The following is a 25860-nucleotide window of genomic DNA, read 5'->3' on the forward strand; positions in this document are numbered from 1 at the left end:
CGTGTTGTGCGGCCCGGCCGGCTGGCCGGGCGGGTACAGCCTCTATTTCAGCGTTTTGACGTACGCCAGCACCTCCTGCGCGTGACCGGGCACTTTGACGCCGCGCCATTCGCGCGACACGTTTCCTGCGGCATCGATGACGAAGGTGCTGCGCTCGATGCCCCTGACCTGCTTGCCGTACATGTTTTTCATCTTGATGACGCCAAACAGGTTGCAGACGGTTTCTTCCTGGTCGGACAGCAGTTCGAACGGCAGTTCCAGCTTGGCCTTGAAGTTCTGGTGGGATTTCAGGCTGTCGCGGGAGACGCCGACGATTTCGGCGCCCAGCGCGGCGAACTCGGCATGGAGATCGCGGAAGTCCATGCTTTCGTTGGTGCAGCCGGGCGTGTTGTCTTTGGGGTAGAAGTAGATCACCAGCGGTTTGCGGCTGGAGGAGAGCTGGAAGTCGGCGCCGGCGGTGCCGGGCACGGTGAAGTCGGGGCAGGGGGTGCCTGTCATGCATAACTCCTGGTGGGGTGCAGGGGTCCGCCTTGTCTTGAGCTTAGCGGATTCCCGGCGAGGTTGTCACGTTATCATTCGTCGCGGATTTCGCCGGCCGCAGGCCGGCGCAACAGCACCAGCAGCGAACCGCTGCCGCCGCCGGCCTCGGCCTCGCAGAAGGCCAGCACATCGGGGTGGTGCTGCAGCCAGCTGCGCACCAGTTTCTTCAGCACCGGCTCGCCTTGCGGCGAACCGAAGCCCTTGCCGTGTATCACCTTGACGCACTGGCCGCGGTGGCGGGCGCGGTGGATGAACAGCGCCAGCGCGTCCTGAGCCTGGTGGCGTGTGTAGCCGTGCAGGTCCAGCTGGGCGCAGACCGGCCAGTTGCCCTGGCGCAGCCGCTTCAGCGTGGCCGCCGGCATGCCGGCGCGGGCGTACTGTTGCAACTGGGTCATAGGCTCGAACCAGCCTATCTGGTGCTGCAGTATTTCCTGGCAGGCGGCCGCGTGCAGCGCCGGGCCCTGGCTGGGCTTGCGCGGCCTGGGGCTGGGCTTCGGGGGCTGGGGATGGTGGCGGCCGTCCGGCTTCAGCGGCTTGGCGTCGCGGAACAGCTGGCGGAAGTCCGCTTCTTCGGGCATTGCAGGCTGCGGCGCGGCCGCCCGCGGCGGGGCGGCCTGGCGCAGCGTCTGGCGAAGTCCCTTCAGGGAATCCTTGAAGGTCTTCATGATGCTAGGCTTCGCGGCTTACTTCAGGTTGTCGAGGTAGCGCTCGGCGTCCAGGGCGGCCTGGCAGCCGGAGGCGGCGCTGGTGACGGCCTGGCGGTAGATGTGGTCCTGCACGTCGCCGGCGGCGAAAACGCCGTCGATGCTGGTCAGCGTGGCGTTGCCTTCGCGGCCGCCCTTGGTGATCAGGTAGCCGGTGGCGTCCATTTCCAGCTGGCCCTTGAAGATGTCGGTGTTGGGCTTGTGGCCGATGGCGATGAAGACGCCGGTCAGCGCCAGGTTCTCGCTGCCGCCGTCGTTCAGCTTGACGCGCACGCCGGTCACGCCGGTGTTGTCGCCCAGCACTTCGTCCAGCGTGGCGTTCAGCTTCAGGCTGATCTTGCCTTCGGCGACGCGGCTCATCAGCTTGTCGACCAGGATCTTCTCGGCGCGGAAGGTGTCGCGGCGGTGGATCAGCGTGACGTGCTTGGCGATATTGGCCAGGTACAGCGCTTCCTCGACCGCGGTGTTGCCGCCGCCGACCACCGCCACGTCCTGGTTGCGGTAGAAGAAGCCGTCGCAGGTGGCGCAGGCGGACACGCCCTTGCCGGAGAACGCTTCCTCGGACGGCAGGCCCAGGTATTGGGCGGAGGCGCCGGTGGCGATGATCAGCGCGTCGCAGGTGTATTCGCCGGCGTCGCCGACCAGGCGGATCGGCTTCTCGCGCAGATGGGTGGTGTGGATGTGGTCGAACAGGATTTCAGTGCCGAAGCGCTCGGCGTGCTGCTGGAAACGTTGCATCAGTTCCGGACCCTGCACGCCCTCTGCGTCCGCGGGCCAATTGTCCACGTCGGTGGTGGTCATCAGCTGGCCGCCCTGGGCCATGCCGGTGATCACGACCGGTTTCAGGTTGGCGCGGGCGGCGTAGACGGCGGCGGTGTAGCCGGCCGGGCCGGAGCCGAGAATCAGCAGGGGGCTGTGACGGGTTGCGCTCATGTGTGTTTTCCTGTCGTCAAAAGGGGTGGATCGGCTGACATTCTAGCAGTTTTGTTGTGACAGCAGGCCGATGGCCCGCTAAACTGCAATCAACGGCAGCATGTCAGATGAGGAGGTTGGGGTATGGATGTAGTAAGTCAAGTGAGCTCGAACGTCAGCACCAACGCGCAGGCGCTGGTACTGAAGAAGGCGATGCAGTCGCAGTCGCAGGCGGCGATGACGCTGCTGCAGGGGGCCGAGCAGTCCTCGCAGCAGATCCAGGCTCAGAATCCGGCCCATCTGGGGCAGAATCTGGACGTGCGCGCCTGAGCGGCGCCGGCCGGCGACTGCCATCGAAGGCGGCCCTCGGGCCGCCTTTTGTTTTGCGCGTCGCGCGCATATTTTCAAATCAGACAATAATATCCTGCAATTAAAAGCCTAATTATCAATTGAAAAGGGCGGGAACATAATCGATTCCAGGTGGCCGGCATGCGGCCGGCCGCCGTCAACACGAGGAGTCGATATGTACCGTTTTTCCGTTCTGATCGGCGCCGGCTTGCTGGCGCTGTCCACCGGCGCCGCCCTGGCCGCCGACGCGCTGCCGCAGCCGGCGCGGGTGTTTTCCGAGCGCAATGCCGGCGCCGCCGCCGCGGTGAAGCTGGCCGCGCTGCGCTACGCCGCCTTCTGGAACACCGGCGACCCGCGCTATGCGGAGCTGGCCCTGGCCCCCGATTTCATCGACCGCACGCTGCCGGAGGGCCGCCAGCAGGGCACGGCCGGGCCCTTGCAGGCGTCGCGGACTTTCCGCGCCGCGGTGCCGGATCTGAAGGTGGAAGTCACCGACATGGTGCTGGCTGCCGACCGCGTGGCGCTGCGGCTGCACTTCACCGGCCATTTCAGCGGCCGTTTCGGCGACGTGGAGGGCAAGGGCCAGACGGTCGACTTCCAGGCCTTCGACCTGTACCGGGTGAGGGACGGGCGCATCGCCGAGAACTGGCATCTTGAAGACAATCTGACGCTGCTGAAGCAGCTGGGAGCGTTGAAGTGACGAGCGCGAACCGGGATTTTCTGCGACAGAAGACGGTGGCGGTGCTCGGCGGCACGTCGGGCATAGGCCGCGAGGTGGCCCGCGCGGCGGCCGAGGCGGGCGCCCAGGTCTATGTGCTGGGACGCTCGGCCGCGCAGGCCGGTCCGTGGCAGCATCTGCATGCCGACGTCACCGATCCGCAAAGCCTGCGCCAGGCCTTCGCCGAAATCGGCCGCATCGACCATCTGGTGCTGACCGCCGGCGCGCGCGTCGGCTCGCCCCGGCTGGAGGACGCGACCGTCGACGACTTCCGCAAGACTTTCGAGGTCAAGCTGTTCGGCAATCTGCTGGCGGCGCAACAGGCCTTGCCCTACCTGGCGGCCGACGCCTCCATCACCTTCACGTCCGGCCTGCTGGCGCGCAAGTACGGCGCCGGCGGCCTGCTGAAGAGCACGGTCAATGCCGCGCTGGAGGCGGCGACGAAGAATCTGGCCAAGGAGCTGGCGCCGCGGCGGGTCAACGCGGTCAGCCCCGGCGTCGTCGATACCGAACTGTGGGGCGAGGCGGGCGCGGAGGGCCGCACGGCGGCGATGGCGAAGATCGGGGCCGGCTTGCCGCTGGGCCGGGTGGGCCAGCCGCGGGAGCTGGCCGAGGCCTATCTGTTCGCGATGGGCAACGCCTTCGTCACCGGCGCGGTGCTCGATGTGGACGGCGGCGGCCTGTTGTAGCCGAGGATGCGATGAAGAAAACGATTCCGATCAACCGCCGCCAGTTCCTGGCCGGCGCCACGGCCGGCGGAGCGAGCCTGGCCCTGGGGCAGGGACGGACCTGGGCGGCGACAGGAGGGCAGGAAAACATGACACAAGACACGCAGAACGGAAGCGGCTTCTGGCCGGGTGACACCCGGCTGGTGATTTCCATTTCGATGCAGTTCGAGGCCGGCGCCCAGCCGGAGCGCGGCGCCAGCGGGCCGTTTCCGCCGCTGGACCCGAAATACCCGGACCTGCCGATGCAGAGCTGGTACGACTACGGGGTGAAGGAGGGCATCCCGCGGATGCTGGACCTGTGGGACCGCACCGGCGTCAAGGTGACTTCGCACATGGTGGGCCAGGCGGTGGACCGCCATCCGCAACTGGCGCGCGAGATCGTCGAGCGCGGCCACGAGGCGGCCGGCCACGGCCAGACCTGGGAGCCGCAATACTCGATGACGCCGGACGAGGAGCGCGCGGCTTATCGCGCCAGCATCGCCAGCATAGAACGGGCCACCGGCACGCGGCCGACGGGCTTCAACGCCTTCTGGCTGCGCGGCACGCCGAACACGCTGGGCATCCTGCGGCAGCTGGGTTTCGTCTACCACATCGACAACGTCAGCCGCGACGAACCGTTCACCGTGCCGGTAGACGGCAAGCCCTTCGTCGTGGTGCCGTACACGCTGCGCAATAACGACATCGTCCGCTACGACTCGCCGGCGCTGAGCGTGGACGGCTACCTGGCCGACCTGAAGGCCGAGTTCGACCAGCTGTACCGGGAGGCGGTAGGGCGTAGACGGATGATGTCGATCAGCACCCACGACCGCATCTCCGGCACGCCGGCGCGGGTATGGGCGTTGGAGCAGTTCATCCGCTACGCGCAGGGGCACGCCGGCGTGCGCTTCATGCGCAAGGACGAAATCGCCCGCTTCGCGTTGACGGCGCCGGGCGTGCCGACGTTCTAGGCCGGTTTCCGCTTCTTGGCGCGTTGGCCGGCCGCCTTGGCGGCGGTCGGCTTGGCCTTGGCCTTGGCTTTTATTCTGGCCTTGATCGGCTTGGCGCGCGCCAGCGTCGGTTTCAGATGCAGCGGCGGCTTCGGCCGCGTTTCCGGGTGGTAGCCGCTCAGTTCGGCCACCAGCTTGTTCACGCCGTCGCTCATGCTCTGGTAGTGGGTGCCGCCGCTGCGGGTCAGGCCCACCCATACCGCGACGTCGTTCTTCGGCGCGATCGCGACATAGCCGATGAAGCCGCCGCCGCCGGCGGTCTTCTGGATGATTTCCGGCGAGTTCGGCGTCGGCAGCATCCGTATCCAGCCCAGGCCCAGTTCGTCTGCCTTGCCGGCCACGTCCATGCCGCGCAGGCTGCGCAGTTCGTCGCGTTTGAAATACATGTGGAAGGTCTGGTCGCGCAACTGGCGGCGGGCCTCGTTTTGCGGATGGACCAGATCCTGCAGCCAGCGCTGCATGTCGCGCGGGGTGGAGTAGATGCCGCCGCTGCCGCTGGCGGCGCTGGTATCGACGCAGGGACTGGCGCCGTAGCCTTCCATCAGCCGCGCGCATTGGCTGGCGTTGGGGCTGAAGGTGGTGTCCCGCATGCCCAGCGGCGCGGTGACCTTGTCGCGCAGCAGGGCGGCATACGGCCGGCCGGTGGCGGCGGCCAGCGCGTCGGCCAGGAAGTCGAAGGCCAGGTTGGAATACTGGGCGCGCAGGCCGGGCGCGAACTTGGCCTTGCTGGCGGACAGCCACTGCCAGCGCTGTTGCTGGTCCGGCCAGACGAAGACCGGCGTGTCCTGGGGTTTGACGCCGGGCATTTCGCGCGGGAAGCCGCTGGTGTGGCTGGCCAGGTTCAGCAGGGTGATCGCTTGTTCGGTCGGCGGCAGCGCCAGGCCGCGCGGCGCGTACTTCTGCAGCGGATCGTCCAGCTTGACGCGCTTTTCCTGCGCGAGCGAGGCCAGCACTTCGCCGGTCATCGTCTTGCTGATGCTGGCGATGCGCAGCACGGAGTCGGCATCCGGCAACTGACGGCTGCCGGGGCGGGTCTGGCCGTAGAAGCGTTGCAGCGCCTGCTGCTTGTTCACCACCACCATCGTCATGCCGACGGCTCGGGAGTTGCGGAAGATCTGGCTGGCGTAATGGTCGATTTTCTGTTCGGCGGTCTGGGGTTCCGCTTGTGCCGCTTGCGGCACGGCAAGGCTGAAGGCCGGGGCGGCGGCAAGACCCAGCCCCAGCAAAAACGCTTTTTTCACTCTTGTTCTGTCCTGACGGTATTGGGAGCCTGTCCACGATCGTCTCCGGCAGCGGCGGTTTCCGCCGCATCGGCTGGGCACGGGAACGATCATGAACAGGCTCCGGGAAGCAAGTTGCCCGAAGTCACAGGCTGGCATGCATTTTATTCAGCCTGGAGCGGTTTCGCATCCTGTTTATGCGTCAGGAAATGTGAAGATGGCCAAAATCCGGCCCGCCGCAGGGGGAGGCGGCTCGAAAACGGATGGTAAGCAGGTTTGCGCTTGTCCGCTTGGGAGCGGTCTGAAGGCGGTGCCGGCGACAGGCGCTTCGTCGCACATCGCGCCTGGTCGGGAAAAACAGCGGCTACCCGCCCGTTGCCAATCGAGCTGAGCGCCGGCTTGAGGTTCACCGCCGGCAAGAGCCGGCGATTGCCCATGCGGGGCGGCGTGGGAAATCAGGAAATGAATTCGTCATGCTCGTGCGGCCGGGCAAACGACTCCAGCAGGAAATCTATCAGGCGACGTATCCGCGCCGGCTGCAGCCGGTGGCCGGGGTAGAGCAGGTGCAGCGGGGCCGGTTCGGTGAAGTAGTCGTCCAGCACCGTCAGCAGCCGGCCGGCCCGCAGGTCGGCGGCGATGTCCAGTTCCGACTTGTAGGCGAAGCCGTGGCCCTGCAGCGCCCAGCGGCGCAGCACTTCGCCGTCGTTGCTCTGCCGGGCTCGCTCCAGGCGCAAGGTCCTGGCCTCGCCGTTTTCGCGGTAGCGCCAATCGATCGCCGTGCCGTGGCCGGCGAGCAGGGTCAGCGTCGGCAGGCCGGCCAGTTCGCGGGGGTGGGCCGGCGCGCCCAGCCGCTGCAGCAGCGACGGCGCGGCGCAGACGACGCGGCGGCTGGCGGCCAGCCGCCGTGCCACCAGGCTGCTGTCGGCCGGTTGGCCGTAGCGGATTGCCAGATCGATGTCGTCGCCTATCAGGTCGGCCAGCGTGTCGTTCAGCGACAGCGAGAAATGCACGCCGGGGTGTTCGGCGCCGAAGCGGTCCAGGCAGTCCAGCAGCGCGTTGCGACCCAGGTCCGACGGCGCAGACAGGCGGATCAGGCCGCTCAGTTCCTGCTGCTCCCGTTGCAGCCTGTGCTCGCCTTCGTCCAGCAGTTCCAGCGCCTGGCGGCAATAGGCCAGATAGGTTTCGCCGGCCTCGGTCAGCCGCAGCCGGCGGGTGGTGCGCTGGAACAGCCGGGCCTCGAGCGCGGCCTCGATGCGCAGGATGCAGGCGCTGGCGGCGGCCGGAGACAGGTTGTGCTTGCGGCCGGCGGCGGAGAAGCTGCCCAGTTGCGCGGCGTCCAGGAACAGGCGCAGGTCGCCCAGGCGGTCTAAGGGCATCGATGATTCCTCGCGAAATGAAACAGGCCATGCCGCGGGGCATGGCCTGTAGACGGTGTGGCCGCAGTTTACAGCGCTTCGGTGTTGGCCAGCAGCCAATCGCGAGCCGCGCCATCCACCAGCGGCAGCAGCCGCGCGCGCACTTCGGCGTGGTAGCCGTTCAGCCAGACGATTTCCGGCCGGGTCAGCAGCGACGGCTCGATGCAGCGGCGGTCTATCGGGCACAGCGTCAGCGTCTCGAACTTCAGGAAGTCGCCGAACTGGTTCTGTTCCGATGCCACGTTCAGCACCAGGTTTTCGATGCGGACGCCCCACTGGCCCGCGCGGTACACGCCCGGCTCGATCGAGGTGATCATCCCTTCCTGCATCGCCATATGCGGTTCCGGCACCGCGCGAGAGATGCTTTGCGGGCCCTCGTGCACGTTCAGGAAGTAGCCGACGCCGTGGCCGGTGCCGTGGCCGAAGTCGATGTCGTGCTGCCACAGCGGCGCGCGGGCCAGCGCGTCCAGCATCGGCGACAGCGTGCCGCGCGGGAAATGCGCCATCGACAGCGCCATCGTGCCTTTCAGCACCAGGGTGAAGTCGCGCTTCTGCTCGGCGGACGGCGTGCCGACGGCCACTACGCGGGTGATGTCGGTGGTGCCGCCCAGGTATTGGCCGCCGGAATCGATCAGCAGCAGGCCATCGCCCTTGATCTCGCTGTGCGCTTCCTGGGTGGCGTGGTAGTGCGGCAGCGCGCCGTTGGCGTTGAAGCCGGCGATGGTGCCGAAGCTGGGCGAGACGAAGCCGGGGCGGCGCGCGCGCGCGGCGGTGATCTCTTCATCTATCGTCAGCTCGGTGATGCGGGCGCGGTTGACCTTGGCCTCGAACCAGGCGAAGAACTCGGCCAGCGCCGCGCCGTCCTGCTCCATCGCGCGGCGCACGTGCTCGGCCTCGGCCGCGCTTTTCCGCGATTTCATCAGCGTGCTGGGATTGATCGCCTCGATCACCGTGACGCCGTCGGCCACCGCCTGGCGCAGGCCCAGCGTGACGCGGCGCGGATCGATCAGCAGCGAGCCGGACAGCGCCGACAGCGACGGCTTGGCGGCCGCGTAATCGGCGATCTCGACGCCGTCGGCCGCCAGCTGGGCGGCGAGGGCGGCGTCTATCTTGCCCGGCGCGACGAACAGGGTGGCGCGGTCGGCGGCTATCAACGCGTGGGCGATGAACACCGGGTTGTAGTTGACGTCGGCGCCGCGCAGATTGAACAGCCAGGCGATGTCGTCCAGCGTGGACACGAAGTGTCGGTCCGCGCCGGCCGCGCGCATCGCTTCGCGCACGCGGGCCAGCTTGGCGGCCCGGCTTTCCGGAGCGTAGGCGGCGTCATGCTGGTAGACGGCGGCGGCGGGCAGGGCCGGACGGCCGGCGTAGATCGCGTCTATCAGGTCGACATCGGCGCGCAGCGCGATGCCGCGCGGCTCCAGCGCGGCCCGCAGCGCCTTGGCCGCGGCCAGGCCCAGCGAATCGCCGTCCACGGCCAGCGTCTGGCCGGGTTTCAGCGTGTCCGCCAGCCATTGCAGGTGCAGGCTGCTGGCGGCGGTGTCTATCTTCATCAACTGGACGCCGGTGCCGGCCAGTTCCTGCTCGGCCTGGACCCAGTAGCGGCTGTCGGCCCACACGCCGGCGAAGTCGGCGCTGACGATCAGCGTACCCATCGAGCCGGTGAAGCCGGACAACCATCGGCGCGCCTGCCAGCGCTTGGGCAGGTATTCGGAAAGATGCGGGTCCGACGACGGCACCAGACAGGCGTCGACGCCGGCGTTCTTCATCGCGGCGCGCAGCGAGGCGATGCGTTGCGGAATGGTGTCCAGTTGCGGGGTTGCTACAGTGTTCATGCCGGCTCCGATGGGGTGTTTGCATGCATTCTGTAAGCAATGGCCACGCCGCGCAAGTGGATGAGCGGAGCTCATGGTTGCCATGCTCGTCCGCCGGCGCGGCGGCGCCGGGACACGAGACGCTCAGCGGTGCTTTACGCGGCGGTGGCCGGGGCGGCCGGCGACGTTGCAAAGCTGGATGAATGTGGACAGAAAATGCTTCATCATCGATTCCTTTGTCGTTCTGACGTTGTTTGTGACTGATTTGATGGCGCGATCTGGCCGGAATGGGAATGATAATGGCATTGTCTGGTTTGGCAAGACATTTGATGCAGGGCAAGATGTTGCGCGCATTTTTGTTGCGTTTCCGGTATCCCCGGCGATTCTTACTATACTGAGGCCGGTGTCGGTCATGCCGACGCTCGACTAAGTCCAGGAGCGAATCATGAGCAAATCCAGACACAGCAGCAAGGAAGCCAAGAAGCAGCCGTTGATGACGCCGAAGGAGAAACGGGCCGCCAAGCATCAGAAGAAGCATGCGCCGGAAGCCCCCGTCATCGTCCCCCACTAGGCGTTCTCTCCGTCGACGCCATGCCAACGGCCGGCCGTCGGGCCGGCGAAACGGACAAACCTCCTGCCTTCAGCGACAGGAGGTTTTTTCATGCGCGGGCGGTTTCGCCGGGCAGGCGTTTCGCCAGTTCCGCGTAATCGTAGCTGGTGATCTCGTAGCCGTTGCCGTCGGAATCGACGAAATACATCGACCACGATAGATCGTGGTCGACCACGTCCGGCAGCTTGCCCAGCTCCTGACGCAGATGGGCGCGCCACCGCAGGAAACCGTCCGCGTCGACGCCCAGGGCGATCACGGCGCCGGGAGCGACTTCGGGACGTTCGAACAGCGCCAGTTTCAGCGTGCCGGCGGCGTTGGCGACGGTCAGCGGACCGCGGCCGGGGCTCCAGTGCTCCAGCTCCGGCACGCGGGACAGGCCCAGCACGCGGCGGTACCAGTCTTCGGCGGCGGCGCGGTCGCGCACGTAGACGTGGATGTGGTCTATGCGATGGATGTCGGGGGTCATGTCTGTTGCTCCTCTAAGCGCGCGATGGCGCGCATGCGTTGGGCCAGCCGGGCGACGCGCCGTCCCAGATGGCGGGCGGTGGCCAGATCGGACGGGTGCAGTTTGCCATCGGGGCTGTGCGCGGTGGCGCCCAACTGGCAACCCAGACGGTTCAGCCCCTCCGGGCTGTAGCCGGCGGCGATGTCCAGTCCGCACCACAGCATGCCGTGCTGCGCGGCCAGCGTGGAGAAATAGGCCAGCGTGCATTGCTGGTCGCCGTTCAGGTTGCCGCCTATGGTGAAGCCGGCGGCGATTTTGTCGGCCCAGGCCTGGCGGCACCAGCCGGCGCTGCTGGCGTCGGCGAAGGCCTTGAACTGCGCGGCCGGGCCGCCCATGAAGGTGGGGCTGCCGAAGATGATGGCGCTGGCGTCCTGCAATTCGTCGATGAAGGCCTGTATCGGATAGCGGCCATGCCGGAGGTGTTGCGGCAGAATGCGCAGCAAGCGGGCGCGGCCGTATTCGGATGCGCCGTCCCGGATCGCTTCGGCCAAGGAATGGGTGCTCTCGCCGCTGGAGTAATAGACGATCTGGATGTGGCTCATGTCGTTCGCGTGGTGAGTGATGACCATGCTAGTATCAAAGTTAAAGTTAACTTGAAGTCAATTCAAATATGGAAGACAAGGCCATCACGATAGGCCGGCTGTCCAAGCGCACCGGCGTGGCGGCCAGCGCCTTGCGCTTTTACGAGGCGAGAGGGCTGATACACAGCGTCGGCGAGGCCGGCAAGACCCGGCGCTACCGCCGCGACGCGATACGCCGGGTGTCGTTCATACGGGTGGCCCAGGCGATGGGCATGAGCTTGCAGGACATCGGCGCGGCGCTGGCCGACCTGCCTTCGCAGCGCACGCCGACGGCCGACGACTGGGCGCGGATCTCGCGGGCCTGGAAGCCGCTGCTGCAGGAACGGATAGACGCGCTGTGCCGGCTGCGCGACCAGCTGGACAGCTGCATAGGCTGCGGCTGCCTGTCGCTGGAGCGCTGCAAGCTGTACAACCCGGGCGACAAGGCGAGCGAGCAGGGCTGCGGACCGCGTTTTCTGCTGGATGAAAAAGCCTGAGCCGCGCTGCGGCGTCCGCTTGGGTTTACAGCGCCTTGCGCAGGAAAATCCGGCTGGCGCCCGGCGGGTCGCAGGGGATCTCCCCGAAAACCTGCCAGCCGTGCCGCTGGTAGAAGCCCGGGGCTTGGAAGCTGATGGTGTACAGCACGGCATGGCGGCAACCGCGTCGCCGGCCTTCGTCTTCGAACGCTTGCAGAATGCGGCTGCCCAGCCCCTGTCCGCGCAGCGGTTCGGGCAGGTGGAACAGTTCCAGGAACAGCAGGCCCAGCGAGCTGCGGCCATAGGCGCCGCCCAATGTCTCGCCGGTGGTGGGGTCGCGCGCCAGCACCGCCAGCGGCTGGCGGTCCGCATAGCCGGTGTGTTGGTCGTTGTACTGGTTCAGGCCGGCGGCGATGGTTTTCTCCGCTTCCGGAGCGGCGCGATCGCATACGAATAGTTCGGGTGTCTGCATGGGGCTTGGCGACTTGATTATGACAATGACAGTCTGACGGCCTGCAGAAACGACTGCAAGAGGAAACGGGGCATGAGTTTGGCGGCGGCAGGTATCGCGCCGGAGTGGATCCAAAGAGGGCTGGCTGGAACGCTGCGCGAGGGTTTGGGCATGGGAGCCATGGGACAAAAAAACCCGCCGGATTCGGCGGGTTTCGTACTTGCGGAGCGGGCGTTTACGGACGCTCGACCGCCAGCGCCACGCCCATGCCGCCGCCTATGCACAGCGTGGCCAGGCCCTTCTTGGCGCCGCGGCGCTGCATTTCGTGCAGCAGCGTCACCAGCACGCGGCAGCCGGAGGCGCCGATCGGGTGGCCCAGCGCGATGGCGCCGCCGTTGACGTTGACCTTGTCCGATCCCCAGCCCAGCTCCTTGGCCACGCCCAGCGCCTGGGCGGCGAAGGCCTCGTTGGCCTCGACCAGCTCCAGGTCTTCCACCTTCCAGCCGGCCTTGGACAGCGCCTTGCGGGTGGCGGAGACCGGGCCTATGCCCATGATTTCCGGCTCGCAACCGGTCAGCGCGTAGCCCTTGATGACGGCCAGCGGCTTCAGGCCAAGCTGGTCGGCCTTCTGGGTCGACATCAACAGCACGGCTGCCGCGCCGTCGTTGATGCCGGAGGCGTTGCCGGCGGTGACCGTGCCGTCCTTCTTGAAGGCGGCGCGCAGCTTGGCCAGGCCTTCGGCGCTGGCGTCGTGCTTGATGAATTCGTCCTGGTCGAAGGCCAGCGGATCGCCCTTGCGCTGCGGCACCAGCACCGGCACGATCTCGTCCCGGAACTTGCCGGCCTTCTGGGCGGCGGCGGCGCGCTGTTGCGATTGCAGCGAGAAGGCGTCCTGCTCCTCGCGGCCGATGCCGTACTTGGCGGCCACGTTCTCGGCGGTGATGCCCATGTGGTAGGCGTTGTAGGCGTCGGTCAGGCCGTCGTTGACCATGGTGTCGATCAACTGGGCGTTGCCCATGCGGAAACCGTCGCGCGAGCCCGGCAGGATGTGCGGGGACAGCGACATGCTTTCCTGGCCGCCGGCGATGACGATGTCGGCGTCGCCGGCCAGGATGGCCTGGGCGGCCAGGTGCACGGCGCGCAGGCCGGAGCCGCACACGACGTTCAGCGTGGTGGCCGGCGTGGTGACCGGCAGGCCGGCCTTGATCAGCGCCTGGCGCGCCGGGTTCTGGCCGCTGCCGGCGGTCAGCACCTGGCCCAGGATCACTTCGCTGACGTCTTCCGGCTTGACGCCGGTTTTCTCCAGCAGCGCCTTGATCACGACAGCGCCCAGCTCCGGCGCCGATATCTTGGCCAGCGCGCCGCCGAAGCTGCCGATGGCGGTGCGCTGCGCGGCTACGATTGCTACTTCCATGTTTTTCTCCTTTAGCTTGCGGCCCGCGCGGAGGCGGGCCATGCCGCCCTAGAAGGGCGTTTGAATCCGATTATTGCAGGCTGGCGGCGACCGACGGCATCGCCTTGGCCAGCACATAGCTGCCCGGCGCCGCCAGCAGCGGCGGCAACTCCTTGCTGCCCAGCGTCTTCGGCGCGGCCACCTGCTTGCCGGATTGCGGCGCCAGCCAGGCATCCCAGTCCTTCCACCAGCTGCCGGGGCGGCTTTCGGCGCCTTCCAGCCACTCGTCGGCGCTCAGCGGCAGCTTGTCGTTGACCCAGTAGTTGCGCTTGTCCTTGGTGACCGGGTTGATCGAGCCGGCGATGTGGCCGGAGGCGCCCAGCACGAAGCGGCGGCTGGGCGCGCCGCTCAGGTATTTCAGGCCGGAATAGGCCGAGTCCCACAGCACGATGTGGTCGTCGCGGGCGGCGAACATGTACAGCGGGATGTCTATCTTGGCGATGTCGATGGGCACGCCGCACAGCGTGATCGCGCCCGGCTTGACCAGCGAGTTGTTCAGATAGAACTGGCGCAGCATGAAGGTGTGCATCGGCAGCGGCAGGTCGACGGCGTCGTTGTTCCAGAACAGGAGGTCGAACGGCGTCGGGGTCTTGCCGAGCAGGTAGTTGTTGACCACGTAGTTCCACACCAGGTCGTTGGCGCGCAGGCTGGCGAAGGTGCGGCCTATCTCCTTGCCGCTGATGATGCCGCCGGCGGCCATCTTGGCCTCGCGGCTGGCCACCAGCGCCTCGTCGATGAAGAAGGCGATCTCGCCCGGTTCGGAATGGTCGATCAGCGAGGTCATGAAGGTGGCCGAGTCGAAGTATTTCAGGCCCTTGGCCTGGGCCACGCACAAGGCGGTGCTGAGAATGACGCCGCCGACGCAGAAGCCCAGCACGTTCATCGTCGGCTGCTTGCTGATCTTCTTCACCGCTTCGGCGGCGGCGAAGACGCCGTCCTCGATATAGTTTTCCCAGGTGAAATGCTTCATTTCGGCCACCGCCGAACGCCAGCTGATCAGGAAGACGCGATAACCCTGGGCGACGAAGTGGCGCACCATCGAGTTGTCCGGCTGCAGGTCCATCAGGTAGTACTTGTTGATGCAGGGCGGCACCAGCAGCAGCGGCTTCTCGTACACCTTGCCGGTGGTCGGCGTGTACTGGATCAGTTCGATCAGTTCGTTGCGGAACACCACCTGGCCCGGCGTCACCACCAGGTTCACGCCTATCTCGAACTTGCTCTCGTCGGACATCGAGATATGGCCCTTCTGGATGTCCTCCATCATGTTCTTCATGCCTTCGACCAGGCTTTCGCCCTTGGTCTCCAGCGCGCGCTTGACCACGTCCGGATTGGTCAGCATGAAGTTGCTCGGCGACATCGCGTCAAGGTACTGGCGGGTGGCGAAGGCCAGCTTGTCCTTGGCGTTCTCGTCGATCTGGGTCTGGTCCACCAGCTCGGTCATCCACTTGGAGGTCAGCAGATAGCTTTGGCGAAGGAAGTTGTAGAACGGGTGCTCGCTCCACTCGGGCGAGGCGAAGCGGCGGTCGGACGGCGCCGCGCGCTGGGCGGTTTCGGCGGCCGGCGGCTCGCCGGCGGCATGGCCGATGAATTGCGACCACAGATTCAATTGTTGCTGGTACAGGCTGGACTGCAGGCTCAGCAGCTGATTGGTGTGGTTCATCAGCTGCGACCATGCGCCCGACAGCGGATTGGGGTTGCCGTCCGGGCAGGCGCCCAGCGACAGCGAATTGACGAGCTGCTGCATCCATTGCTGATTGGCCGTGGAAAGTCCGGTGAAGAAATCTTCCAGCGAAGCGGTACTATTCTGGGACAAGATGAATCTCCTGATACGTGCCTGAAGCGTTATCGAAGCCTGTCTGAATCTGTCTTGCAATGCATGTGCACCTGCAAACTGTAACATGGCTTGCATGACATTTTCACGCCATCCTGCCATTGAAAACGGTTGATGGCGGTCGAATGCCGGCATTTGTTGCTGCAATGCGCAAAAATGCGCGAGACATGCCGGAGCCGCGGTATGGATTTCGCATCGCTTGTGGGATAATCGACCGATGCGCTTATGAGGAATTGCAATGGCAAGTGTAAAACTGGGATTACATACTGTCCGAGTCGGGAATATATTCTGCATCGGTCGCAATTACGCCGCGCACGCTGCGGAATTGGGCAATCCGGTAGAGGACGAGCCGCTGGTGTTTCTCAAGCCGACTTCGGCCTTGCTGGACGAATCGGCGCCTATCCGGCTGCCGGATTATTCCAGCGATGTCCATCATGAATGCGAACTGGTGGTCTTGATAGGCAAGGGCGGCGGCGATATCGCGCCGGAGCAGGCGCTGAGCCACGTCGCCGGCTACGGCATCGGTCTGGACCTGACGGCCCGCGACGTGCAGGCCGAGGCCAAGCGCAAGGGCCAGCCGTGGACCAAGGCCAAGGGCTTCCGCGGCGCGGCCTGCGTGTCGGCCCTGGTGCCGGCGGCGAGGGTGGCCGATCCGCAGCAGCTTCGCTTCGACCTCAGGGTGAACGGCCAGTTGCGGCAGAACGGAGACGCCGGCCTGATGCTGTTCACCGTGGCGCGGCAGATCAGCCATCTGTCCAGGCTGTACGGCTTGTCCGACGGCGATCTGATCTTCACCGGCACGCCGGAGGGCGTGGCGCGCATCGAGTCCGGCGACGAGCTGGAACTCAGCCTGCACGGCCAGGTGTCGGCGCATTGGAAGGTGGCATGATGGCCAGACAGGAAGAGCGGGACGACGACAAGGTTCGCCTGGACAAATGGCTGTGGGCGGCGCGTTTCTTCAAGACGCGCCAGCTGGCCCACGAGGCGCTGGAGCTGGGCCGGGTGCTGGTCGGCGGCGAGCGGGTCAAGGCTTCGCGCGTGGTGAAGGAGGGCGACAGGCTGTTCCTGCGCCTCAACCAGCTGGAGTACAACATCGAGGTGCTGCAACTTTCCACCCAGCGCCGGCCGGCCAAGGAGGCCGTGCTGATGTACCGCGAGGACGAGGCCTCCGTCGCCGCCCGCGAGGAGAAGTCGTTGCTGCTGAAGGCCGAGCGGACGAGCTTCCCGCACGGCGACGGCCGTCCCACCAAGAAGGCGCGCCGGGAGATCGTCCGCTTCAAGTCGTCGTTTTAGCCGTATTCGCGGCGCCGGCTATCGAGCCCGCAGAAAGATAACAATGCAGTCGCTGTTGCCGTTCGCCTCGTTCTATTTCACCTACTTCACCTTCCAGGGCATGTTCAGCCCGTTCTGGGGCCTGTATCTGCAGTCGCTGTCGTTCAGCGCCTGGCAGATCTCGGTGCTGATGGCGCTGTCGACGCTGGCCCGCATCATCGCGCCGGGCTTCTGGGGCTGGCTGGCCGACAGGAGCGGCCGCCGGCGCAACATCATCGTCAGCACCTCCATCCTGTCCGCCGCCAGTTTCTGCCTGGTGGGGCTGCACGACGGCTTCTGGTGGATCTTCGTCAGCCTGGCGGTCTCGCATTTCTTCTGGGCGGCGGCGCTGCCGCTGGTCGAGGCCAGCACCGCCTATCTGACGCGCGACAATCCGGGGCGTTACAGCCGGGTGAGGGTATGGGGCTCGATAGGCTTCGTCTGCCTGGCGATGAGCGGCGGCTACATGCTGGACTGGCTGGGCATCGCGGCGACGCCGTGGATAGTCTCGGCGCTGCTGATCGGCGTGGCGCTGTCGGCGTTCAAGGTGCCGGAAGTGGTGCCGGCCGGCAAGGCCAGGCCGGCCGGGCCGATCTGGGAGACGCTGCGCCAGCCGGCGGTGATCGCGCTGTTCGCCTGCTGCTTCCTGCAGGCTTTCGCCCACGGCCCGTACTACACCTTCTATTCGCTGGGGCTGAAGGCTTTCGGCTACGACAAGGCGGCCGTCGGCGTGCTGTGGGCGCTGGGCGTGGTCTTCGAGGTCGGCGTCTTCATGCTGATGCCCCGCATCATGCGCCGCTTCGGGCTGGAAGCGCTGATGCTGGCGTCCTTGCTGGCGGCGGTGCTGCGTTTCGGCCTGATCGCCACCTGCCTGGCCTCGCCGCTGGTCGCCGGTTTCGCCCAGGCGCTGCATGCGCTGACTTACGCCTTGCACCATGCGTCGGCGATAGGCCTGATCAACCGCATGTTCGCCGAGCAGCACCACGGCCGCGCCCAGGGCCTGTACATCGTCGCGTCCTTCGGCGTTGGCGGCAGCGGCGGCGGCCTGATAGGCGGGCTGGTGTGGCCGCACGGCGGCGTGCTGCCGACCTTCGCGATGTCGGCAGCCGCGGCGCTGGTCGGCGCGCTGGTGTGCCTGCGCTGGCTGCGGCCCGCCGGCAAGCTCAGAGCAGCACCACCAGCTTGAATTCCGGCGCGTTGGCCGGTCTGAGCGTGATCTGCTGCTTTTGAAGCGGGCCGAGGCGGGGGTGGTGGAAGCCGCGCTCGCCGCCCTCGCGTTCCAGCACGTCCTGTTGCCGCCACAGGCGGTCGAACTCCGGGCTCTGCCGCCGAAGGCGATCCAGCATCTGCGCGGTGGCGGCGTCGTCCAGCTGCTGGCCCAGATCGGCGCGCAATTCCGCGACGATACGGCGCGCGCGTTCGGGCCAGTTGTCTATGAAGGTCCGCGCCTCCGGCATCAGGAACACGAAGTCCAGCTGATTGCGGCTGGCGTCAGGCCGGCCCAGCCAGTCGCAGAAAAGCTCGGCCGCCGCCTGGTTCCAGGCGGCCGCCTCCCAGTGGCGGTCCAGCACATAGGCCGGCATGTCTATGCGCGGCAGCATCCTCTCCAGGATCTCGCGCGCCTGCGGATTCGCGTCGGCGCGTTTCTCCTGCGGATTTTTCAGGCCGGCGAGATCGAACAGATAGTCGGTCTCCGCGCCGGACAGCTGCAGGGCCGCGGCCAGCCGGGTCAGCGTGTGCGCCGACACCGACTCGCTGCGTCCCTGCTCCAGCCAGGTCAGCCAGGTGGGGCTGATGCCGGCCAACTGCGCCACCTCCTCGCGGCGCAGGCCTTTGGCCCGGCGGCGCAGACCGGCAGGCAGGCCGGCCTGCTGCGGCGTCAGCCGTTCGCGGTGGGCGCGCAGGAAGGCGCCCAGCGGGGTCGATGTGCTGTCCATGGTCTGATCCTATTGGTTTTTATACCAGTATAACGGCTTATCTTGTAACAGGATCAAAGCTGGTCAAAGATGTGTTCAACGATGACCGGAGGAACCGCAACATGACCGCGCAAACCTTGTACGACAAATTGTGGGACAGCCACGTGGTGCGCCAGGAGGCCGACGGCACCGCGCTGCTGTACATAGACCGCCACCTGGTGCACGAGGTGACCAGCCCGCAGGCCTTCGAAGGCCTGAAGCTGGCGGGCCGCCCGCTGTGGCGCGTCGACTCGGTGGTGTCCACCGCCGACCACAACACGCCGACCGACCACTGGGAGCAGGGCATACAGGACCCGATCTCGCGGCAGCAGGTGGAGACGCTGGACGCGAACATCCGGGAGTTCGGCGCGCTGGCCTATTTCCCGTTCAAGGACAAGGGTCAGGGCATCGTCCACGTGATGGGGCCGGAGCAGGGCGCGACGCTGCCCGGCATGACCGTGGTCTGCGGCGACAGCCATACCTCGACGCACGGCGCCTTCGGCGCGTTGGCGCACGGCATCGGCACCTCCGAGGTCGAGCATGTGATGGCCACCCAGTGCCTGGTGGCCAAAAAGTCCAAGAACATGCTGGTGCGGGTGGACGGGCGGCTGGGCGCCGGCGTCACCGCCAAGGACGTGGCCCTGGCCGTCATCGGCAAGATAGGCACGGCCGGCGGCACCGGCTACGCGATCGAGTTCGGCGGCGAGGCGATACGGGGCCTGTCGATGGAGGGCCGGATGACGCTGTGCAATATGGCGATAGAGGGCGGCGCCCGCTCCGGCCTGGTGGCGGTGGACGACAAGACCATCGAGTACGTGAAAGGACGCCCGTTCGCGCCCCGTGGCGAGCAATGGGAACAGGCCGTCGCCTACTGGCGCACGCTGCATTCCGACGACGGCGCGCATTTCGACGCGGTGGTGGCGCTGGACGCCGCCGACATCCAGCCGCAGGTCACCTGGGGCACGTCGCCGGAGATGGTGACGGCCGTCGGCGGCAGGGTGCCGAATCCGGCCGCCGAGAGCGATCCGGTCAAGAAGGCCGGCATCGAGCGCGCGCTGGCCTATATGGGCCTGGACGCGGATACGCCGATCGCCGAGATTCCGGTGGACGTGGTCTTCATCGGCTCCTGTACCAACAGCCGCATCGAGGATCTGCGCGAGGCCGCCGCGGTGGCCAGGGGCCGGCGCAAGGCCGACAGCGTCAAGCAGGTGCTGGTCGTGCCGGGCTCCGGCCTGGTCAAGGCGCAGGCCGAGGCCGAGGGGCTGGACAGGATTTTCGTCGCCGCCGGCTTCGAATGGCGCGAGCCGGGCTGTTCGATGTGCCTGGCGATGAACGCCGACCGGCTGTTGCCCGGCGAGCGCTGCGCGTCCACCTCCAACCGCAACTTCGAGGGGCGCCAGGGCCAGGGCGGCCGCACCCATCTGGTGAGCCCGGCGATGGCGGCGGCGGCGGCGGTGGCCGGCCATTTCGTCGACGTGCGCCGGCTGGCCGACGCCTAGATTGCGACGGCGGGGAGCAAAATCGGGCGCGATATGTCAGACAGCAATGGGAAGGCATCCGGCAGTTCGCTAGAATGCCTGTTCATCATTGTCCGACAGCCCGGCTGTCACCCAACTGGAGCGAAATCATGAATAAAGCGATTGTTTGTTTTGGCCTGGCCCTGTTGCTGGCCGGCTGCAATACGGTGCAAGGCGTCAAGGCCGACGCCAAGGAAGGCGGCCAGGCGGTGGGACACGGTTTGCAGAGGGCGGGACAGGCGGTCGGCAACGCGGTGGAACGAGGTGGCGAGGCGATAGAGCACGCCTCCCATTAAACGCCGCGCCATCCTTGACGGGAGCGCAATATGAAAGCATTCACCACTTTGGAAGGCCTGGTCTGTCCGTTGGACCGCGCCAATGTCGATACCGACGCCATCATTCCGAAGCAGTTCCTGAAGTCGATCAAACGATCCGGCTTCGGGCCAAATCTGTTCGACGCGTGGCGCTATCTCGATCACGGCGAGCCCGGCATGGACAACGCCAAGCGTCCGCTGAACCCGGATTTCGTGCTGAACCAGCCGCGTTATCAGGGCGCGCAGGTCCTGCTGGCGCGTGAGAACTTCGGCTGCGGCTCCAGCCGCGAACACGCGCCGTGGGCGCTGGACGACCAGGGCTTCCGCGTGGTGATCGCGCCGAGCTTCGCCGACATCTTCTTCAACAACTGCTACAAGAACGGCTTGCTGCCCATCGTGCTGGCGGCCGACGTCGTCGACCAGCTGTTCCGCGAGTGCGAGGCGACGCCGGCTTACCGGCTGACGGTGGACCTGGCCGCGCAGACGGTGACCACGCCGTCCGGCCGGGCCTTCGCCTTCGACATCACCGAGCACCGCAAGCACTGCCTGCTGGGCGGGCTGGACGAAATCGGGCTGACTCTGCGGCACGCCGACGAAATCAAGGCTTTCGAAGCCAGGCGCCGAGCCGAGCAGCCCTGGCTGTTCGCCTGAGCGGGAGCGCGACATGAGCCCGATTCCGCATGCTGAAACGGTGGAGCGGCAGTTCGGCGCGCAGGCGGCCGCCTATCTGAGCAGCAGCGTCCACGCCCAGGGCGAGGAGTTCGCCGAATTGTCGGCCGCGGTGGCCGATAAGCCCGGCGCGCGGGTGCTGGACCTCGGCTGCGGCGCCGGCCATGTCGCCTTCCGCGCGGCCGAGGCCGGCGGCGCGGTGACCGCCTACGACCTGTCGGTCAGGATGCTGGAGGTGGTGTCGACCGAGGCCGCGCGGCGAGGACTGGACATCGCCGTCCGGCAGGGCGCGGCCGAGCGGCTGTCGTTCGCCGACGGCGAGTTCGACCTGGTGTTCAGCCGCTATTCCGCCCACCACTGGAGCGACGTGCCGCGGGCGCTGCGCGAGGCCAGGCGGGTGCTGAAGCCGGACGGCCGGCTGGCGCTGATCGACATCGCCTCGCCGGGCGCGCCGTTGCTGGATACGCATCTGCAGGCGGTGGAGGTGCTGCGCGACACCAGCCACGTCAGGAACTATTCCGCCGCCGAATGGCTGGCGATGCTGGCATCGGCCGGCTTCGGGCTGGAGCGGGCCGAGCGGCGCAAGCTCAGGCTGGAGTTCGATTCCTGGGTCGAGCGGATGCGCACGCCGCCGACGATGCGCGAGGCGATACGCGAGCTGCAGCGCCAGATGGGCAGCGAGGTGCGCGATTATTTCGACATCGGCGCCGACGGCAGCTTCAGCTCCGACGTGCTGGTGTTGTGGGCGCGGCCGTGAGCGGCCGCGGCGGGATGGCGTGGCTGCATCGCCATCCGGTGCCGGCCTTCCTGCTGCTGGGCCTGAGTTTTCTGCTGTTCGGCGTCGGCACGGTCAATCTGGTCCTGTTGCTGCAGCTGAACCTCAGGCTGTGGCTGGACACGGGCTGGCAGGCGGCGATGGACGGCGCGCTGCGCCAGCTGGGCGAGCTGCTGTTGTCCGGCTATGCCGCGATGGCGGCCTACATCGTGTTCAAGTGTTGCGAAAAGGCGCTGGTGGAGCGATTGACCCGGCGCGACGAAGATAAACGGAAATAAGGAAGAAACCATGAAGATCGCCATCTTGCCGGGGGACGGCATCGGTCCGGAAATCATCGCCCAGGCCGAGCGGGTGCTGGAAGTGCTGCGTCGCGACGGCCTGCCGATCGAGACCGAGCACGCGCCGCTGGGCGGCGCGGCCTACGACGCCTTCGGCCAGCCGTATCCGGAATTCACCCGCAAGCTGTGCGGCGACGCCGACGCGGTGCTGCTGGGCGCCGTCGGCGGCCCGCAATACGACAAGCTGGACCGGCCGCTGCGGCCCGAACGCGGCCTGCTGGCGATACGCAAGGACCTGGGCCTGTTCGCCAACCTGCGTCCGGCCATCCTGTACCCGGAACTGGCCAACGCGTCGACGCTGAAGCCCGAGGTGGTGGCCGGCCTGGACATCATGATCGTCCGCGAGCTGACCGGCGACATCTATTTCGGCCAGCCGCGCGGCATCGCCGTCAACGAGCTGGGCGAGCGCGAGGCCTACAACACCATGCGCTACAGCGAGAGCGAGGTGCGCCGCATCGCCCATGTCGCCTTCGGCATCGCGATGAAGCGGAACCGCAAGCTGTGCTCGGTGGACAAGGCCAATGTGCTGGAAACCACCGAATTCTGGAAGGAAATCATGATCGACGTCGCGCGCGAGTACCCGCAGGTGGAGCTCAGCCACATGTACGTCGACAACGCCGCGATGCAGCTGGTGCGCAATCCTAAGCAGTTCGACGTGATGGTCACCGGCAACATCTTCGGCGACATCCTGTCCGACGAGGCCTCGATGCTGACCGGCTCGATAGGCATGCTGCCGTCGGCCTCGCTGGACCAGAACAACAAGGGCCTGTACGAGCCCAGCCACGGCTCGGCGCCCGACATCGCCGGCCAGAACCTGGCCAATCCGCTGGCCACCATCCTGTCCGCCGCGATGATGCTGCGCTACAGCTTCGGCCAGGAGGACGCGGCGCGCCGCGTCGAGGACGCGGTCAAGAAAGTGCTGGCCCAGGGCTACCGCACCGGCGACATCCACGAGGCCGGCTGCGAGAAGGTCAGCTGCTCCGGCATGGGCGACGCGGTGGTGGCGGCCTTGTGACGCGGCCCGGCGGATGCCGGGCTATCCGGGTGCAAACGGCGCCATCCCGCAGGATGGCGCCGTTTTTCATCGCGTCGCGAAGCTTGCCCGCCATCGCGGGCGGCATGTCCAGGCGGGCTAAATCCATTGTTCCGCTTACCTTCACAATAAAAACGATTTGCCCCATTGCCTGCCGCGGTGGCGCGCTGCACAATGGGACAAGAAAAATTCAAGCGCCGCGCCGGCCTGGGCCGGGGCGGCGCTCGCGATATCGGACTTAGGACAGACTCGGGAGATTGACAGTGAGAGTAGGCTTTGTAGGCTGGCGCGGCATGGTGGGTTCGGTGCTGATGCAGCGGATGCGCGAGGAAAACGATTTCGCGGTGATCGCGGAACCGGTGTTCTTCACCACCTCCAACGTCGGCGGCAAGGCGCCGGACATCGGCCGCGAGGTGCCGCCGCTGAAGGACGCCGGCGACATCGGCGAGCTGAAGGCGATGGACGTGATCGTCACCTGCCAGGGCGGAGATTACACCACCGAGGTGTACGGCAAGCTGCGCGCCGCCGGCTGGAACGGCTACTGGATAGACGCCGCCTCGACGCTGCGGATGCAGGACGACGCCATCATCGTGCTGGACCCGGTCAACCGCGGCCTGATAGACCAGGGCCTGGCCAACGGCGTCAAGGACTACATCGGCGGCAACTGCACCAACTCCATCATGCTGATGGGCATCAACGGCCTGTTCCGCGAAGGCCTGGTCGACTGGGTGTCGTCGATGACCTACCAGGCGGCTTCCGGCGGCGGCGCCAACCACATGCGCGAATTGCTGAAGGGCATGGGCGCGATCCATTCGACGGTGGCGAACGAGCTGGCCACGCCGTCGTCGGCCATCCTGGACATAGACCGCAAGGTGGCCCAGGCCATACGCGAGGACGTGCCGACCGAATTCTTCGGCGCGCCGCTGGCCGGCGGCCTGATCCCGTGGATAGACAAGCAGCTGGACAACGGCCAGTCGAAGGAAGAGTGGAAGGGCCAGGCCGAGGTCAACAAGATTCTCGGCACGCCGGCCGCGATTCCGGTCGACGGCCTGTGCGTGCGCATCGGCGCGATGCGCTGCCACAGCCTGGCGCTGACCGTGAAGCTGAAGAAGGACCTGCCGCTGTCCGAGATCGAAGCCATCATCAAGTCCGGCAACGACTGGGTGAAGTGGGTGCCGAACGAACGCGAGATCTCGGTCAGGGAGCTGACCCCGGCCGCGATCACCGGCGGCCTGGAAGTGGGCGTCGGCCGCGTGCGCAAGCTGAACATGGGCGGCGAGTATCTGTCCGCCTTCGTGATCGGCGACCAGCTGTTATGGGGCGCCGCCGAGCCGCTGCGCCGCATGCTGCGTATCCTGATCGAGCGCTGACGGGTAGAATAGGCGCCAGCCTGGGTCGGCCTTGCCGACCTTCACCGCATTCAAGGGCACTTCGGTGCCCTTTTCGCATTGCAATGCCGGCGAGCGGGACGCTGCCGGCGGTAACGATAGGAACAAGATTATGTCGACTTCTCTGCAGATCGCCGTCGTGGGCGCCACCAGCCTGGTGGGCCAGGCCGTGCTGGAACTCCTGGCCGAGCGCAATTTCCCGGCCGCCCGCGTGTTCGCGGTGGACAGCGCCGAGCAGGACGGCAACACCGTGTCGCTGGGCAATCTGGAACTGGACGTGCATCCGGTCGACGAGTTCAATTTCGAGAACGTCGGCCTGGCCATCTTCGCCGCCGGCGGCGACATTTCCCGCCAGTACGTGCCGCAGGCGCGGGACGCCGGCGCGGCCGTGGTCGATTTCAGTTCCGCCTTCCGCGGCGACGCCGGCGTGCCGCTGGTGGTGCCGGCGCTGAACGCCGCCGAGCTGGAGGAGCTGGGCCGCGCGCCGCTGGTGTCCGTGCCCAACTGCACGGTGACGCCGCTGGCGCTGGCGCTGGCGCCGCTGGCGCCGCTGGGCATCCGGCGCGTCACCGTCGCCACCTATCAGGCGGTGTCCGGCAGCGGCCAGAAGGCGATGGAGGAGATGGCCGATCAGACCACCGCGCTGTTCTCCCACCGCGAGGCGGAAACCCAAGTCTACGCCAAGCGCATCGCCTTCAACGTGCTGCCGCAGATCGGCGACATCGACGACAGCGGCGATTCGGAAGAGGAGCGCTCGGTGCGCGACGAGACCGCCCGGCTGTTGAAGCTGAAGCCGGAACAGCTGGAAGTCACCTGCGCGCGGGTGCCGGTGTTTTTCGGCCACAGCTGGGCGATTCAAGTCGAATTGCATGAAGCCTTTGACCTCGAGCAAGTCCAGACGCGCCTGAAGGCCGCAGGATTGCAGCTGGTGGGACGCGACAAGCACGGCGGCTACGTCACGCCGATGGAGGCCACCGGCAACGAGGGCGTCTGGGTCAGCCGCCTGCGCCAGCATGGCAAGGTGTTGAGCCTGTGGCTGTCGGCCGACAACGTCCGGGCTGGCGCCGCCGTCCATTGCGTGCGCATCGCCGAGCTGCTGGCGGGGCAAGGCTCGCTGATGTAAGAGCCTGTTCATAGTCTTTTTGTGAGCAGCGCAGCCCAGCCAGCGGTCCAGATGCCAGGCCTAGTCCGACAACGCGGCAGATGGCCCGCCGGCTGGCCAGTCCTGCGGGGCGGTTTTCTGCCGGCGCATGACTTTGTCAAACGTCCCCGGCAGTGGACGACACCGC

The 25860-nt window shown here is 66.8% G+C and carries 30 protein-coding genes; 18 read left to right on the forward strand and 12 right to left on the reverse strand.

All coding sequences use genetic code 11. The features are described 5' to 3' along the window. Positions 1 to 42: 42 nt before the first annotated feature. From WNM05_RS10535 to trxB, 3 genes are all read right to left on the reverse strand, one after another. Positions 43 to 498 carry a peroxiredoxin gene (locus WNM05_RS10535; protein ID WP_434634826.1) on the reverse strand — a complete coding sequence of 152 codons (456 nt, stop codon included), beginning with the start codon at positions 496 to 498 and terminating at the stop codon, positions 43 to 45. Between the two features lie 74 nt (positions 499 to 572). Continuing rightward, positions 573 to 1205, reverse strand: coding sequence for a Smr/MutS family protein (locus WNM05_RS10540; protein WP_434634829.1), 633 nt, complete (start codon positions 1203 to 1205; stop codon positions 573 to 575). 18 nt (positions 1206 to 1223) lie between these two features. After that, positions 1224 to 2177, reverse strand: coding sequence for a thioredoxin-disulfide reductase (gene trxB, locus WNM05_RS10545; protein ID WP_434634830.1), 954 nt, complete (start codon positions 2175 to 2177; stop codon positions 1224 to 1226). Between the two features lie 123 nt (positions 2178 to 2300). Here trxB and WNM05_RS10550 point away from each other — a divergent pair, with 123 nt between their 5' ends. The 4 genes from WNM05_RS10550 (at position 2301) to WNM05_RS10565 (ending at position 4897) form a co-directional block, all read left to right on the forward strand. After that, positions 2301 to 2486 (forward strand): putative motility protein, encoded by a 186-nt coding sequence (locus WNM05_RS10550; RefSeq protein WP_434634832.1) that lies wholly within the window; start codon positions 2301 to 2303, stop codon positions 2484 to 2486. A 193-nt stretch (positions 2487 to 2679) separates the two neighbouring features. Beyond that, entirely contained in the window at positions 2680 to 3204 is a 525-nt protein-coding gene (locus WNM05_RS10555; RefSeq protein WP_434634833.1) for an ester cyclase, read from the forward strand. After that, positions 3201 to 3911 (forward strand): SDR family oxidoreductase, encoded by a 711-nt coding sequence (locus tag WNM05_RS10560; RefSeq protein ID WP_434634834.1) that lies wholly within the window; start codon positions 3201 to 3203, stop codon positions 3909 to 3911. Before WNM05_RS10555 ends, WNM05_RS10560 begins: the two co-directional genes overlap by 4 nt. 11 nt (positions 3912 to 3922) lie before the next feature. Next, entirely contained in the window at positions 3923 to 4897 is a 975-nt protein-coding gene (locus WNM05_RS10565; RefSeq protein ID WP_434634836.1) for a polysaccharide deacetylase family protein, read from the forward strand. Here WNM05_RS10565 and ampH read toward each other — a convergent pair. The 3 genes from ampH to WNM05_RS10580 form a co-directional block, all read right to left on the reverse strand. Continuing rightward, on the reverse strand, positions 4894 to 6177 hold the full coding sequence (ampH, locus tag WNM05_RS10570; RefSeq protein WP_434634839.1) for a D-alanyl-D-alanine-carboxypeptidase/endopeptidase AmpH: 1284 nt from the start codon (positions 6175 to 6177) through the stop codon (positions 4894 to 4896). The two genes, WNM05_RS10565 and ampH, sit on opposite strands and share 4 nt — an antisense overlap. 434 nt (positions 6178 to 6611) lie before the next feature. After that, the gene (locus WNM05_RS10575) at positions 6612 to 7532 is read right to left on the reverse strand and encodes a LysR substrate-binding domain-containing protein (RefSeq protein WP_434634841.1); all 921 of its coding nucleotides are present in this window, start codon (positions 7530 to 7532) and stop codon (positions 6612 to 6614) included. 68 nt (positions 7533 to 7600) lie between these two features. Then, complete coding sequence (locus tag WNM05_RS10580; protein ID WP_434635142.1) at positions 7601 to 9382, reverse strand: aminopeptidase P family protein; 1782 nt, start codon at positions 9380 to 9382, stop codon at positions 7601 to 7603. A gap of 97 nt (positions 9383 to 9479) precedes the next feature. On the opposite strand from WNM05_RS10580, the gene WNM05_RS10585 reads away from it, so the two are divergent. Further along, positions 9480 to 9815, forward strand: coding sequence for a hypothetical protein (locus tag WNM05_RS10585; protein WP_434634843.1), 336 nt, complete (start codon positions 9480 to 9482; stop codon positions 9813 to 9815). Between the two features lie 15 nt (positions 9816 to 9830). Then, complete coding sequence (locus WNM05_RS10590) at positions 9831 to 9956, forward strand: hypothetical protein (protein ID WP_255409598.1); 126 nt, start codon at positions 9831 to 9833, stop codon at positions 9954 to 9956. 88 nt (positions 9957 to 10044) lie between these two features. Here WNM05_RS10590 and WNM05_RS10595 read toward each other — a convergent pair whose 3' ends face one another. Both WNM05_RS10595 and WNM05_RS10600 read right to left on the reverse strand, forming a co-directional pair. After that, a complete protein-coding gene (locus tag WNM05_RS10595) occupies positions 10045 to 10461 on the reverse strand; it encodes a VOC family protein (protein ID WP_434634845.1) in 417 nt (138 codons plus the stop codon). Then, entirely contained in the window at positions 10458 to 11069 is a 612-nt protein-coding gene (locus WNM05_RS10600) for a flavodoxin family protein (protein ID WP_434634846.1), read from the reverse strand. Before WNM05_RS10600 ends, WNM05_RS10595 begins: the two co-directional genes overlap by 4 nt. A gap of 41 nt (positions 11070 to 11110) precedes the next feature. On the opposite strand from WNM05_RS10600, the gene soxR reads away from it, so the two are divergent. Next, complete coding sequence (gene soxR / locus WNM05_RS10605) at positions 11111 to 11557, forward strand: redox-sensitive transcriptional activator SoxR (RefSeq protein WP_434634854.1); 447 nt, start codon at positions 11111 to 11113, stop codon at positions 11555 to 11557. Positions 11558 to 11582: 25 nt separating this feature from the next. Here the strand turns inward: soxR and WNM05_RS10610 are convergent, their stop codons facing one another. The 3 genes from WNM05_RS10610 to WNM05_RS10620 all read right to left on the reverse strand — a co-directional run bounded on the left by WNM05_RS10610 (position 11583) and on the right by WNM05_RS10620 (position 15184). Continuing rightward, a complete protein-coding gene (locus WNM05_RS10610) occupies positions 11583 to 12008 on the reverse strand; it encodes a GNAT family N-acetyltransferase (protein ID WP_434634856.1) in 426 nt (141 codons plus the stop codon). Between the two features lie 214 nt (positions 12009 to 12222). Further along, positions 12223 to 13401 carry an acetyl-CoA C-acetyltransferase gene (locus WNM05_RS10615; RefSeq protein WP_434634858.1) on the reverse strand — a complete coding sequence of 393 codons (1179 nt, stop codon included), beginning with the start codon at positions 13399 to 13401 and terminating at the stop codon, positions 12223 to 12225. Between the two features lie 70 nt (positions 13402 to 13471). Beyond that, the gene (locus tag WNM05_RS10620; RefSeq protein WP_434635143.1) at positions 13472 to 15184 is read right to left on the reverse strand and encodes a PHA/PHB synthase family protein; all 1713 of its coding nucleotides are present in this window, start codon (positions 15182 to 15184) and stop codon (positions 13472 to 13474) included. Between the two features lie 325 nt (positions 15185 to 15509). On the opposite strand from WNM05_RS10620, the gene WNM05_RS10625 reads away from it, so the two are divergent. From WNM05_RS10625 to WNM05_RS10635, 3 genes are read left to right on the forward strand one after another with little or no spacing between them, the layout of a single operon-like run. Next, on the forward strand, positions 15510 to 16160 hold the full coding sequence (locus WNM05_RS10625) for a fumarylacetoacetate hydrolase family protein (RefSeq protein ID WP_434634860.1): 651 nt from the start codon (positions 15510 to 15512) through the stop codon (positions 16158 to 16160). Next, complete coding sequence (locus tag WNM05_RS10630) at positions 16160 to 16564, forward strand: RNA-binding S4 domain-containing protein (protein WP_434635144.1); 405 nt, start codon at positions 16160 to 16162, stop codon at positions 16562 to 16564. The genes WNM05_RS10625 and WNM05_RS10630 overlap by 1 nt, the downstream gene beginning before the upstream one ends. Positions 16565 to 16607: 43 nt before the next feature. Further along, positions 16608 to 17768: an MFS transporter gene (locus WNM05_RS10635; RefSeq protein WP_434634862.1), complete on the forward strand. Its 1161-nt coding sequence runs from the start codon at positions 16608 to 16610 to the stop codon at positions 17766 to 17768. Here the strand turns inward: WNM05_RS10635 and WNM05_RS10640 are convergent. Beyond that, complete coding sequence (locus WNM05_RS10640) at positions 17746 to 18519, reverse strand: helix-turn-helix transcriptional regulator (protein WP_434634864.1); 774 nt, start codon at positions 18517 to 18519, stop codon at positions 17746 to 17748. The genes WNM05_RS10635 and WNM05_RS10640 overlap by 23 nt on opposite strands. A 101-nt stretch (positions 18520 to 18620) precedes the next feature. Between WNM05_RS10640 and leuC the strand changes: the two genes are divergently transcribed. From leuC to WNM05_RS10680, 8 genes are all read left to right on the forward strand, one after another. Beyond that, positions 18621 to 20036 carry a 3-isopropylmalate dehydratase large subunit gene (gene leuC / locus WNM05_RS10645; RefSeq protein WP_434634866.1) on the forward strand — a complete coding sequence of 472 codons (1416 nt, stop codon included), beginning with the start codon at positions 18621 to 18623 and terminating at the stop codon, positions 20034 to 20036. Between the two features lie 128 nt (positions 20037 to 20164). Beyond that, positions 20165 to 20350, forward strand: coding sequence for an entericidin EcnAB (locus tag WNM05_RS10650; RefSeq protein ID WP_434634867.1), 186 nt, complete (start codon positions 20165 to 20167; stop codon positions 20348 to 20350). 30 nt (positions 20351 to 20380) lie between these two features. After that, complete coding sequence (gene leuD, locus WNM05_RS10655) at positions 20381 to 21019, forward strand: 3-isopropylmalate dehydratase small subunit (RefSeq protein WP_434634870.1); 639 nt, start codon at positions 20381 to 20383, stop codon at positions 21017 to 21019. 13 nt (positions 21020 to 21032) lie between these two features. Beyond that, positions 21033 to 21794, forward strand: a complete 762-nt coding sequence (locus WNM05_RS10660) for a class I SAM-dependent methyltransferase (protein WP_434634871.1) — start codon at positions 21033 to 21035, stop codon at positions 21792 to 21794. A gap of 14 nt (positions 21795 to 21808) precedes the next feature. Further along, complete coding sequence (locus WNM05_RS10665; RefSeq protein WP_434634873.1) at positions 21809 to 22090, forward strand: hypothetical protein; 282 nt, start codon at positions 21809 to 21811, stop codon at positions 22088 to 22090. Positions 22091 to 22100: 10 nt separating this feature from the next. After that, positions 22101 to 23165, forward strand: coding sequence for a 3-isopropylmalate dehydrogenase (gene leuB, locus WNM05_RS10670; RefSeq protein ID WP_434634874.1), 1065 nt, complete (start codon positions 22101 to 22103; stop codon positions 23163 to 23165). A 281-nt stretch (positions 23166 to 23446) separates the two neighbouring features. Further along, positions 23447 to 24553: an aspartate-semialdehyde dehydrogenase gene (gene asd / locus WNM05_RS10675; protein ID WP_434634876.1), complete on the forward strand. Its 1107-nt coding sequence runs from the start codon at positions 23447 to 23449 to the stop codon at positions 24551 to 24553. A 130-nt stretch (positions 24554 to 24683) separates the two neighbouring features. Beyond that, positions 24684 to 25694, forward strand: a complete 1011-nt coding sequence (locus WNM05_RS10680; protein WP_434634878.1) for an aspartate-semialdehyde dehydrogenase — start codon at positions 24684 to 24686, stop codon at positions 25692 to 25694. Positions 25695 to 25860: the final 166 nt, after the last annotated feature.

The organism is Chromobacterium sp. CV08 (genome assembly GCF_051129845.1).
Taxonomy (GTDB): domain Bacteria; phylum Pseudomonadota; class Gammaproteobacteria; order Burkholderiales; family Chromobacteriaceae; genus Chromobacterium.